Source organism: Chromobacterium indicum (assembly GCF_039708975.1).
Taxonomy (GTDB): domain Bacteria; phylum Pseudomonadota; class Gammaproteobacteria; order Burkholderiales; family Chromobacteriaceae; genus Chromobacterium; species Chromobacterium piscinae.
The window spans coordinates 76158-88396 of record NZ_JAYFSJ010000014.1; the positions used below are offsets into that span (position 1 = coordinate 76158).

The window sequence follows — 12239 nt, forward strand, 5'->3', positions numbered from 1 at the left end:
CATTCAATGAACAGAATCGCCATCGTCGGGCACCCGGCATCGGGCTATCAAGACATAGAACACACCCTGCACCAATGCGGCATGCAATCCGCCTTCCCCTCCCGCAGAGACAATCTGCTGCCGCAGGACATTACCGCCGCGCTGTGCAAAGCGCATGCCGCGCCGGCCGTCCAGATCCCAACGGAAGAAGCCGACCTTGCCCCCCTGGCGGTTGGGCCGCTGTGGAACGGCATGGCGATGGACCTGATGCTAGGCAACCTGGACCAGGAATTATGGGGCTGGGCGGACCCGCAAACGCTCTACACGCTCGACTACTGGCAAACGCTGGACCCGAAGCTGACCTTTGTCCTGGTCTATGACGAACCGCACCGCGCGCTGATGCAGGCCAGCGCCCAACTCCAGCCGCCGACGCTGCCCGATGCCCGGCGCATCCTGGACAACTGGACCGCCTACAACGGCGCGCTGCTGCATTTCTACCTGCGCCACCGCGACCGTTGCCTGTTGGTGCACGCGCAGCAAGTCCGCCGCGCCGCCGATCGCTATGTGCAACAACTGCAGCCGCTGCTGGATACGCCCTTGCTGCGCCGGCCGGCGCCGGACTTCGCCCCTCAAACCGCCGATGCCGCAAGGCCGTCCGCCTTGGCCCCCAGCAGCGCTTCGTCACTCCAAACGCTGCTGCCCTCTCAACGCCTAAGCGATATTGCCGACCTTACCGGGCTGGAAATAGGCTGCCTGCAAGACACCCTGCAGGCCTCCGCCACCGAGCGCCATCTGCTGACAGACATCCTGAAAACCGAACATCAGGCCAGTCTGCAACGTTATGCCGAACTGCAGGCGTCCGCCTCCCTGCCGCTTGACCCACCGATGCACGGACCGACTCAGGCGGTAGACGCCTGGAACGCCTGGACGCAGCAACGCGCCATGACCGCCAACTTGGCCAACCGGCTGCATGGAGTCTATCAGGACACAGTCCAGCAGCTGGACGCCACCGCCGCCGCTCATGCTCAACAAAACGCTCAATGGCAGTCCCGACTGGAGGGGGAGGAAGCGCGCCGCCACGCGGAACAGGCCCGCCATCATCAAGTCTTGAGCGAGCGCGAGCAGCTGCTGCAATCCGCGCATGACGAAAACCAGCGTCTGCACGAGCAGGCCAAACAGTTTGCTGATCAACAGCGCGCTGGCAGCCAACAACTCAACGAACGCGAGCAACAGCTGCAATCGGCCAAAGAAGAAAGCCAGCTGCTGCTTGACCAGTTGCATCAGGTGCAGCTTGCATTGGAACAGCAGTATCTGGAAAAGAAGGCGCTGGAAACGCATCAGCCCGCCCCCGCTTCCAGCCAGGCGCATCAGGAGTTGGCGGAAGAAAACGCCATGCTGCTCGATCAATTGCAGCAAGCTCAGGATGAGTTGGAGCGCTACTATCTTGAGAACCAGAAACTGCAAAACGGCGGCGTCCTTCCCAACCCGAACCTATACGGCGCCGCAGAACGCGTGAAGCAACAACTGGACTATCGCCTTGGCGCGATCATGCTCAAGCACTCCCGCTCTCTGCGAGGATGGCTATCCTTGCCGCGGGCTCTGGCGGCTGAAAAGCGCGCCTACGAGCAAGAATCGCAATCAGACTGCATCCGCCACCCTCTGCATGCCTATCGAGATGCTCAAGAGGCTGAGCGCATCAAACGACACCTGTCATACCGGCTGGGCCACACCCTGCTCAAGCATAGCGGCTCGCCTATCCGCTGGATAACCCTGCCCTTCGCCTTAAGCCGCCAAATCACGGTATTCCGCGCGCAACGCTCATGAAGAACAGCCGCGCAACCTCCCTGCGCCAGTAGGAAACCGTCATGCAGAACCTACTCCAACAGGCCAACCAGGAATATCGCAACGGGAATTATCAGCAAGCCCTTGCGCTATACGATGCCGCCCATGCCAGCTACCCGTTCAAGGATTCCATCGCCGTATTGCGCGACCGCTGCCTGAAGCATGGCGCAAGCAAGCCTGCGCCGGTCGCCATGCGCAGCACCGACGACACGCCGAAAGAAATGGCGCCAGCCTTGCACATAATTATCAAGGAAGAGACTGGCGCGCACGCTTACCGCTGCGCTCCCTCTGTACTGAATTATGCGTTCGGAGAGGCTCTGCCCGACACGTTGTTTCCCATCGCGCCGCAAAGCCATGCGGCGGATGCTTCGTCGGCTCAAGGCATCCTGATCGAAATCGAGACCGGCTCTCTGCACAACCGCGAGGCCTGGCTGAAGGAGCTGGTGAGCCTCGCCATCGCTGTCCATCGTCATCAAGCGCCAGGATTCGACATCAGCTTCGCGTCCTATAACGATGACCATCTCGATGGACAAACAGTCATCAAGATCCGCACCCCGTATCAGGTCTCGGCGGCTCACGACCTTGGCCAAGCGGCAACCGGCTATGCGCGTTTGCATGCCATGCTGTTCGAGACCAAGAAAAAACTGCAGCGCAATCTTGTCCCGCAGACTGCACCGGCCAAGCAAGGCGGGACACCTGCCTTCAAATGCGCGGAAGACTTTACCAGCCAATGCCTTGCGTCACCCTATGTGCTGAATCTGCCTCACCGGGCAGATCGCCGCAAAGCCGCCGAATATGCGTTTTCCGCACTGAACATTAAGCCAAACTTCATTCATGGCGTGAATGGCAAAACCGCGCGCTCGGCTCAACCCCACTGGGAAAGGCATGTTCGCTACACGCGGAATGCTCAAAGCCGGCCAGCCTTCAAGTACGACTACGAGGTCGATTTCTACATCAAATATGCCAGCACTCGGCAAAGAGAAGATCATTACCTTGGCAAAAATGGAAAACTATTAAGCCAAGCGTCTCTGGGCTATATGCTGAGCTACAGAAAGGCGCTGATTCAGGCGCTTACCAATACTCAATCAAGATATATCCTCATATGCGATGACGACATAATCATCCATAAGAATCATGCACAAATTATCGACAGCCTTGTCAAAGATCTTCCCGCCGGATTCAAAATCCTGAGTTTAGGCGCGATCCAATACAACTGGAATAGCAATATCCTCAATCGTTGTGGAGAGTCGCTATACCAGTGCTTTGGCACCAGCATCGCTTCGCATGCCACGGTGTATGACCGATGTGTTGCAATCGAGCTATTGGATGAACTAGAGAAAATGTCGCTGCCATTTGATGTTGGGGCATTGCATTACCTGAAGAAAAAATACTTTCACCAAAGCTATGTAGCCTACCCTAATCTCTTTATCCAAGACTCATCAGAGAGCGAAATCGCCGATACGCAGCAACAGCTGAAAACCGGAACCCAAAAAAACAACAAGTATCGCTGGGAGCTGACGGACTACCTCCATTATCCGACAGGAGCTATGGAATGAAATTCAGCATCATCGTCCCCTTCTATAATGAAGGGGAAAAAATGGTCCCGCTGATCGAGTCTTTACTAAGACTCGATAAAGCATCGCAAGCGCACGAGGTCATTTTGGTCGACAACAAGTCAACGGATGACAGCGTCAACGTGGCAAGAAAATATGGCTTCGATGTCGAACCTGCTCCGCAATACGCTTCCAGCTATTATGCCCGCAACGTCGGCGCCTCCTGCGCCAGCGGCGAATACCTGCTGTTCATCGATGCAGATTGCATTGCGGACAAGAGTCTGTTGAAACAATACGAGCAATACATTGCCACAGCCTCCCGCCCGCATCGCACCGTATTCGCCGGCGGCATCCACCCCGCCGTCAACAATGGCAATCTTTTCGAACTGTATGCTGAAAATCGCAAGATTCTGAACCAGAAAAGCGCCATCACCGGATGGGCCTACCGCCCCTTTGCCCAAACAGCCAACGCTCTGTATTCACGAGAAATGTTTCTGGCCGTTGGCGGCTTCCATCACCAGATGAGCACCGGCGGCGATGCGGAAATCTGCTGGCGCTTTGCCGACCAGTGCAAGGCTGATTTCATCTATGCCGAATCCGCCTTCGTGCGACACAGACATCGCGCCGATGCCGACTCTCTGGTAGCGCAATTCCAGAAATATGGCGCCGGTCGAGTGCAGCAGGCGGCCTTAACGCAGGAATTCCGGAACGGCCAAAAAGACGAGAACTTTCTCGGCAAATTCAATGCCATTGCCCCCTTGCTGCACTCCTTGCAAGAACAAGGCGTCAGGCAAGATGATCTTTTCCAATTGCTGGATTTCATACGCGATAGCGCCTATGAATGCGGCATCGTGACGGAAATCATCAAAACCGGCAAAACTGGCAAAAACCTGTCCGATGTCGCCACCCTGCATCAGCTCCTGGCCAAACGCGCGGAAGACCAGCCATGTACGCGTTGACCTACGCCAACAAGCTCATCCGAAACGGGCAAATCCAGAACGCGCTGTCGGTATGCCGGAAAGTTCGCGCCGTTCTGCCCATCGCATTGCAAAAACAAGTCGACTGGAACATTCGGTACTACAGCGATAGAGCCCATGCCGCCCCGGCGCACCCGGCAGATACTCAAGCCATCGACATCACCCTGACCACCATCAAGGCCCGCCTGCCTGCCGTGGCCAAGGTGATTGAATCGCTCCATCGCCAAACCATGCCGCCCAGGTCAATTCAACTGCATGTATCGCAAGAGCCGCATCTGCTGGATGACGGCATTCAAGCCGCCGACCTGGAAAAAAATGGGCTGAATGGCTTTGCCAAGCTGCAGGTTCATTTTGTCGGCAATACCGGGCCGTACCGGAAAATCATGCCTTATCTGGACAGGCATTTTTCCCAGCCGCACCGCGAAGACAAGCTGTTCATTACGGTCGATGACGACACTTTGTACCCGCCGAACTTCATCGAAACCCTGACGCGGCACTATCGCCAACATCAGTGCGTGATCGCTTTCCGAGGCCGAAAAATCTGCTTTGAGAGCGGCCGCGTCGCGCGCTATGGCGCCTGGCCTCCAGGCACCAACACGCCCTCCTTGCTCAACATCCCGACAGGCAAGGATGGCGTCCTCTATGCCACGTCCTTCTTCACCTCTTCATTCCTGAATCAGGATCAAGCCCTAGCCACCGCCCCGACTGCGGATGATTTGTGGATCAAGTGGCACACCTATGGCAATGGCATCCCATCCCTGATCGTCAGTCCAGAAGCCTGCCTGTCCGATCATCACGGCTTTCCGCTCGTCAATTATGACCAGAGCTTCCGCGATCACAGCCTGTATCGGGCGCATAACTCGGGCAGCAGCGGAAATAACGATGTCGCCATCCAGAAGCTGGAACAGCAGCTGACCTCGATAAACCTGGTTGCGCAAGTAGAAAACCTGATCTGACAGCAGCGCCGTCCAGGACATCCATACCAGACAGCAATCAAAGGCCATACCACATGACGACAACAAACAAAACCGCCATCGGCATCCGGTTTCACCGATACGACGACAGTGTCAAACAGACCGTAGACACCTTGCTGCAATCGGGCTGCTTTAAGGCTTCAGACATCCACCTCGTCATGGACGTCTCCAGCTCTCATGCCCTGCCGCCACGCGATGTCATTCCCCTTTCCTCAGAGAAGATCCGCAGCATGGGTCTGCTAGCCATCGAACAATATGGCTGGCATTGCGGCGATTACTTTCTATACGCGCTGCGCGAGAAGGCGAAAGCCGACTACTACTGGTTGATCGAGCCGGATGTCGCATTCGGCAAGGGCGCTGAAAAAGCGTTCTTTTCCAAAATGCGCGATATCGCTTGCGACTACGCGGCCTTCAATCACACCGAAAAAGACGCCAGCTGGGCCTGGTACAAAGGCATGCGCCAATTTTCCGACAAGGTTTATGGCTCGGCCTTCCCCATTACACGCTACTCAGCCAAGGCCGTGGACGTGCTTTATCAGACCCGCAAGGCGCATAGCCAGCCGTTTCAAGACAAAAAACCGCCCAGCCTGTGGCCCAACGACGAGAGCTTTGTCAGCACCACGCTGGAAAATGTCGGCCTGCATTGCATAGACCTGCACCAGCAGAGCCTGTGCTATTCCGCCAAATTCGGCACCTTGCTGCCCATCCTGCGCAGCGCCGCCGCTACGCAGTCGGGCATCTTCCACCCGGCCCTGAGCTTTGACGAAATGAAGGCGAAATTCCTGCCCAAACTGGACATCGCCATTCGCAGCAACCGCGTGGATGAATTTATTGAACGGGCTACGCAGGATATGAGTCCGCAACAACTCAAAGACATGCTGGCGCTGGTAATCAAAGCGCATCGTGTCAAGCCTCAGCAAGGATAAGCAGCATGCGGAGCATGATTCCTCAAACCGTGAGCCCCGACACCATCTTTCCGATGGAGACCTGGCTGGACATGCTGCGTGCCATTTTTCCACCCCAAGGCGTGATGGTAGTCGGGGCAGGCATGGGTAGCAGCCCTTGGGTACAGTGGCTGCACAATCGTGGCATCGAGTCGGTCACGCTGATTGAGGGTGATCAACAACAGTTTGCCTGCTTGCAACACCGGCAGGCTGGCAACTCCAGTTGGATGCTTCAACAAGCCGTTGTCGCGGGGGCCGATCATCAAACCGTGTTCTATCAGGCCAGCCATGCCAGTGAGAATGGCTTACTCGCCCCAGAAACCTTGCAGAGCCTGTGGCCGAATCTGACGACTGTCAAACACACGGCCGTATCGTCTGCAACCACGCTGGACAGCCTGCATGCCGCCTCTGGAAAACCAAACAACTGGCTAGTACTGGACTGCCTTCCCGCCGCTGATTTGCTGCAAGGCGGCAACACGCTGCTGCCGGTCCTCGACGTTGTCATCGCACGCGTCACGACTCGGCCAGACGGCCCTGTCGAAGCCTCGCTGGCAGCCCTCTCGGCCCAACTCGGGCAAGCCGGTTTACACCAGGTTTGCTGTCAACCCGAGCGGCACCCCGATCTGGCCTCAGCCTGGTTTGTCAGAAGCTCTATCGCATTACGCGAAACAAGTCAGCATCAGCAGCAGGAAATCACCCGGCTCCAACACGCATTGCAGCACTCGCAATCGACACAGGAAACCGAACATCATGCGATGAAGCGGCAAGCAGCGGCTGACCAAAGTCAGATAGACGAACTGCAAATCCAGATTACGCAGCTGAGCCAACAAACCGAAACGTTACGGCACGAGAAGCAAGCAGCCCAGCTTCAATATCAGGCGCTGTCTGCCAGTCTGAATACCGCTTTACAGGATACCGTCACCCGGCTGCAATCGCTGGATGAGCGGCAGCGTCATTTTCATGACGGACTTGTTCAACTCGGCGCGGATATCGGCCAACTGGGACAAACTGTCGCCGCGACACAAACCGTGCCCATCATTACGCCGCGGGACATCGTCATGCTGATTCCCTCCTGCAAAAAAAATTCAGACAAAGCCGCAGCCATCCGCAAAACCTGGGGACGCGACGCCCTGAACAGCGGCTTCCAATGCTATTTCCTCATCGGAGATCCAGAGCTGGCGGCTCCCAAGCTGAATGGGGATACCCTCCATCTGCCTTGCCGAGATGATTACGAATCCTTGTTGCTCAAACTGACCCTGGCTTACCAATACATCTGCGAAAACGACGCTGTCTTCAAATTTATTTTCAAAATAGATGACGACTGCTATCTGAATGTTGATGCATTTACCTGCAACATTTTGCCTCAATTGAAAAGCAACGATTATATGGGTGGCGCCGTGCACCCCAAAGGTGCCAAATTCAATAACCAATGGCACTTTGGAAAATGCCATGATGAGAAATTTGAAAAAGCCTATGCATTCGACCAAGCCATGCAATCTTTCGCCAAAGGGGGATATGGTTACTTCTTGAGCAAACAAGCCGCACAGATTATTGCCAGCCATGTCAGCGACTTCAGGGCTGAATTAGAACAATTCGTATACGGCTTTGAAGACATGAGGGTGTCAAGTATTCTGGCGAAGCACCATATTGTTCCTCTGCAATTGGCAAACTACACCGTAGCAAAAATAGAGAGCTACCGCATCAGTCGACCGCTCTTGGTATTTGATATTCAGGATGGAGAAAGCATTAAGGCCATTCACAATGAAAGCACGGCACCCTCATCACAATAAAAATCATACTATTAAAATAAAATTTCAACCTAATCATATTCTTGGGCAACACATGACCATTCTAGATCAGGCAATTTCTGCTTACCTTAATAAAGATTTCTCAACAGCTTTGCAATTATTTTACCAAGCCGGCGAAAGGTATGGCTCAAACTTGGTGGCAACCAATATCCGGCTGTGTCAACAGGCACTCACCGAGGCCGGTCAGTCCTCTGCCTGCCCACCCCTAATATTGGCCAAGCTGGACCCCGCCACTCGCATCATGCTGGCCAATGCTGCAGAACTTGAGCTCACCGAAGCAGAGCGAACCAGACTGCTCGCCGAATACCGCTTGGCTACCCATAAAAAATCTGAAGACGCAGAGACTCAAGCCGTCAATCCCATTCCAGCAGACTGGCCTAAAGATCTGGTATTACCTCCTTTGCCAGACAGCACCAATGACTACCTGTGGAATCGCAAACGTAAGTCTCTGCTTGATGTCGTTCCATCCCTGTCCAGTAAACCAGGCTTGAGTATCATCATTCCAACCTTCAACCGCAGCCGTATTCTGGATGTCACGCTGGCATGTTTATGCAACCAGCAAACCCGTTTTCCGTTTGAGGTGATTGTGGCCGATGATGGCAGCAGGGAGGCGATCGATCTGATTGTTCGTCAATACGAGTCCTTGCTGGATATTAAATACTCTCGGCAAAAAGACTACGGCTACCAACTTTGTGCCGTGCGTAATCTTGGCTTGCGTACCGCCCAGTATGATTTTGTCGCCATTCTTGACTGCGATATGGCGCCCAATCCTTTATGGGTGCAATCCTATATGGAACTACTGGTACAAGACGACGATGTCGCGCTGATTGGGCCACGTAAATATGTCGATACCAGTTCCCATAACCCGGAAAGCTTTCGAAGCGATAGCAATTTTCTTGAAAAGCTGCCAGAAATCATTACCAATAATGATGTCGCAGGCAAGACTGAACAGACCAAGTCCATCGACTGGCGCCTAGATCACTTTCATAAAAGCGATGATCTCCGCTTATGCGATACCCCTTTCCGATTTTTCAGTGGCGGCAACGTCGCTTTTGCCAAAAAATGGCTGGAAAAGGCTGGCTATTTTGATGAAGCCTTCAATCACTGGGGTGGTGAAGACAACGAATTCGGCTATCGACTATATCGCGCAGGCTGCTATTTCCGAGCAGTAAGCGGCGCGCTAGCTTACCATCAAGAACCGCCTGGTAAGGAAAATGAGACCGACCGTGCAGCAGGCAAAGCTATCACCATCAAGTTGGTGCAAGAAAAGGTTCCCTACTTCTATCGAAAGCTGGAAGGGCCTGAAACGGCAAATCTACATGGCATCCCTCTGGTGTCCATTTATATTCCAGCCTACAACTGCGCCGAGCATATCGTCCGCTGCGTCAACAGCGCTCTGAATCAGACCATCACCGATCTGGAGGTCTGCATTTGTGATGATGGTTCCACCGATAGCACATTAGAAATAATCAACCAACACTTTGGTGGAAACCCTCGTGTGCGCGTCATGAGCAAATCCAATGGCGGCATCGGCTCGGCCTCCAATGCAGCAGTACGCATGGCCAGAGGCTATTACATCGGCCAGCTTGATTCCGATGATTATCTGGAGCCAGATGCTGTTGAACTATGCTTGAAGACTTTCTTCTCTGACCGTTCGCTGGTCTGCGTTTACACCACCAATCGCAACGTCAATCCAGATGGCTCATTGATTGCTAATGGTTACAACTGGCCAGAATACTCGCGCGAAAAGCTAATGACAGCAATGATTTTGCATCATTTCCGGATGTTTACGGCGAGAGCGTGGAATTTGACTAGTGGGTTTGATGAAGAGATCACCAATGCCGTTGATTATGATATGTTTCTGAAGCTAAGTGAGGTTGGGAAATTCAGACACATCAATAAAGTTTGCTATAACCGCGTTCTCCATGGTGGAAATACGTCCATTGTAAAATTGGATCAACAGAAAATTAATCACTTTAGTGTTGTGAATAGCTCATTTCAACGATTGGGGGTATCTAAAACCAAATATGAACCCACCAATTCCGAGGATCCAAAATGTAGGAAGTACAAATTCACAACCAGCGTACACGCTGATTAATTACATCAATTCTAGATAGAGAAAAATGAAGATTTCTGCAAATATTGTTTTTTTCAATGAGCAATACTGGGTTAAAGAATCAATCTCATCAATACTACCCTATGTTGATGAAATTATATGCGTTGACAATGGGTCGACTGATAGTTCAATCGAAGAGATTCGGAAAATAAATTCTGAAAAAATTAAAATATACTCCATGCCAAACCTACCGCTTGGAGAGTTGAAAAATTATGCCGTATCACAATCTTCCGGCGAGTTCATCATTCGATGGGATGCTGACTTCATTGCATATCCAAACTTTGCAGAACTTATTGAATATATTAGGAAAAATAATGAGAAATTCGATGCCTACCGTCTCTCAGGACCAAATCTAGCAGGCGACATATACCATGCACCTAAAGGTAAAGAATTATTTGGCCCTGAACTGTATATTTTCCGAAAAGGACTCATTGAATTTGTTAACACTGAACGTTACAGTGATTACCCAGAAATAAAAGAAGGCTCAAAAATTTGTTACCCACTTACATCAACATTAAAAAATGACATCTTTTGGATTCATACCAATACGTTAAAACCAATATCAAAAATACTATACAGAGCAAATATGTCAGAATGGAACAAGAATGGGAGACCATTAAATTATTGGGACTGGCTGGCTGACAAAAATAAAACTTGTCGTTCTGAGTTTAAAAATGCTCAAATTAATACACTAATAAACAAGCCAATTGAAATTATTTCTTTTGATTTTGAAAAATACGGAAACCATCCCAGCGAGTTATTAAGCAGCCCATCTAAAGATTTTTTCAAAGTAAAATGTCAAGATGGAAAATTCTATATTGATAACTATCCCTTGGATTAAATTAACCACAATAAATTCATCAAAGATATGTCGATAAAAATCACCATCGCCGGCACCGGCTACGTCGGCCTCTCCAACGCCATCCTCCTCTCCCAGAACCATCAGGTGGTGGCATTGGATATCGATCAACATAAAGTCCAGCTAATCAATGATCGACTGTCTCCGATTGTTGATACGGAAATCGAGGATTACCTCCAGAACAAGCAACTCAATCTGCGCGCCACCCTGGATAAGCGCAAGGCTTACCACGACGCGGATTTCGTCATCATCGCCACGCCGACTGATTACGATCCGGAGACAAACTACTTCAATACCCGCTCAGTGGAAGCAGTGGCCCTGGATGTGCTGGCGATCAACCCGCAAGCGGTGATGGTGATCAAGTCCACCGTTCCCGTGGGCTTTACCGAGCGGCTTAAGAAAGAGCTAGGCTGCGACAACCTGATCTTCTCGCCAGAATTCCTGCGCGAGGGCAAAGCACTGCATGACAATCTGCATCCTTCGCGCATTGTGGTGGGGGAACGCTCAGCCCGCGGCCAGATGTTCGCTGACTTGCTGCGCCAAGGTTGCCTGCGCAAGGATGTTCAGGTGCTGCTGACAGACAACACCGAGGCCGAAGCGATCAAGCTATTCGCCAATACCTATCTGGCGATGCGCGTGGCCTACTTCAACGAACTGGATACCTACGCCGCCATCCACGGACTGGATGCGAGCCAGATCATCGAAGGCGTGGGACTGGACCCGCGCATCGGCTCGCACTACAACAACCCCTCATTCGGTTATGGCGGTTACTGCCTGCCCAAGGACACCAAGCAATTGCTGGCCAATTATCAGGATGTGCCGCAAAACCTGATCCAGGCCATTGTGGCCGCCAACACCACGCGCAAGGATTTTGTGGCGGAGGATATTCTGCGCCGCCAGCCCAAGGTAGTGGGCATTCATCGGCTGATCATGAAAGCGGGAAGCGACAATTTCCGCGCCAGCAGCATCCAGGGAGTGATGAAGCGCCTCAAGGCCAAGGGCGTTGAAGTGATTGTCTATGAACCCACTCTGCATCAGGACGAATTCTTTCATTCCCGCGTCGTGCGTGACTTGGCGGCTTTCAAACAACTGTCGGATGTGATCGTGGCCAACCGCCGGACGCCGGAACTGGAGGATGTGGCGGACAAGGTTTACACCCGCGATCTGTTTGGAGGGGATGCATAAAG

9 protein-coding genes are annotated in these 12239 nt (G+C 52.6%); all 9 read left to right on the plus strand.

Translation table 11 applies throughout. The annotated features are described in order from the left end of the window. The first annotated feature begins 6 nt into the window (after positions 1-6). Genes VA599_RS18485 through VA599_RS18525 form a run of 9 tightly spaced genes read left to right on the plus strand, consistent with a single transcriptional unit; the run spans position 7 to position 12237 of the window. Positions 7-1803, plus strand: coding sequence for a coiled-coil domain-containing protein (locus VA599_RS18485; RefSeq protein WP_346789935.1), 1797 nt, complete (start codon positions 7-9; stop codon positions 1801-1803). A 41-nt stretch (positions 1804-1844) separates the two neighbouring features. Continuing rightward, positions 1845-3377: a glycosyltransferase family 25 protein gene (locus VA599_RS18490; RefSeq protein ID WP_346789937.1), complete on the plus strand. Its 1533-nt coding sequence runs from the start codon at positions 1845-1847 to the stop codon at positions 3375-3377. Beyond that, positions 3374-4333, plus strand: a complete 960-nt coding sequence (locus tag VA599_RS18495) for a glycosyltransferase family 2 protein (RefSeq protein ID WP_021475850.1) — start codon at positions 3374-3376, stop codon at positions 4331-4333. Before VA599_RS18490 ends, VA599_RS18495 begins: the two co-directional genes overlap by 4 nt. After that, positions 4321-5307, plus strand: a complete 987-nt coding sequence (locus VA599_RS18500; RefSeq protein ID WP_021475851.1) for a hypothetical protein — start codon at positions 4321-4323, stop codon at positions 5305-5307. The genes VA599_RS18495 and VA599_RS18500 overlap by 13 nt, the downstream gene beginning before the upstream one ends. A gap of 53 nt (positions 5308-5360) precedes the next feature. Then, entirely contained in the window at positions 5361-6251 is an 891-nt protein-coding gene (locus VA599_RS18505) for a hypothetical protein (RefSeq protein ID WP_346789940.1), read from the plus strand. A gap of 5 nt (positions 6252-6256) precedes the next feature. Next, a complete protein-coding gene (locus tag VA599_RS18510) occupies positions 6257-8059 on the plus strand; it encodes a glycosyltransferase family protein (RefSeq protein ID WP_346789942.1) in 1803 nt (600 codons plus the stop codon). Between the two features lie 52 nt (positions 8060-8111). Next, positions 8112-10175, plus strand: a complete 2064-nt coding sequence (locus VA599_RS18515; RefSeq protein ID WP_346789944.1) for a glycosyltransferase family 2 protein — start codon at positions 8112-8114, stop codon at positions 10173-10175. 25 nt (positions 10176-10200) lie between these two features. After that, positions 10201-11034, plus strand: a complete 834-nt coding sequence (locus VA599_RS18520) for a glycosyltransferase family 2 protein (protein ID WP_230724025.1) — start codon at positions 10201-10203, stop codon at positions 11032-11034. A gap of 27 nt (positions 11035-11061) precedes the next feature. Beyond that, a complete protein-coding gene (locus VA599_RS18525; protein WP_346789946.1) occupies positions 11062-12237 on the plus strand; it encodes a nucleotide sugar dehydrogenase in 1176 nt (391 codons plus the stop codon). Positions 12238-12239 lie beyond the last annotated feature (2 nt).

Coding starts and splice junctions, on each gene's coding strand:
- VA599_RS18515 (WP_346789944.1), top strand. CDS start 8,112: ATGACCATTCTAGATCAGGCAATTTCTGCTTACCTTAATAAAGATTTC.
- VA599_RS18485 (WP_346789935.1), top strand. CDS start 7: ATGAACAGAATCGCCATCGTCGGGCACCCGGCATCGGGCTATCAAGAC.
- VA599_RS18505 (WP_346789940.1), top strand. CDS start 5,361: ATGACGACAACAAACAAAACCGCCATCGGCATCCGGTTTCACCGATAC.
- VA599_RS18520 (WP_230724025.1), top strand. CDS start 10,201: ATGAAGATTTCTGCAAATATTGTTTTTTTCAATGAGCAATACTGGGTT.
- VA599_RS18495 (WP_021475850.1), top strand. CDS start 3,374: ATGAAATTCAGCATCATCGTCCCCTTCTATAATGAAGGGGAAAAAATG.
- VA599_RS18525 (WP_346789946.1), top strand. CDS start 11,062: ATGTCGATAAAAATCACCATCGCCGGCACCGGCTACGTCGGCCTCTCC.
- VA599_RS18490 (WP_346789937.1), top strand. CDS start 1,845: ATGCAGAACCTACTCCAACAGGCCAACCAGGAATATCGCAACGGGAAT.
- VA599_RS18510 (WP_346789942.1), top strand. CDS start 6,257: ATGCGGAGCATGATTCCTCAAACCGTGAGCCCCGACACCATCTTTCCG.
- VA599_RS18500 (WP_021475851.1), top strand. CDS start 4,321: ATGTACGCGTTGACCTACGCCAACAAGCTCATCCGAAACGGGCAAATC.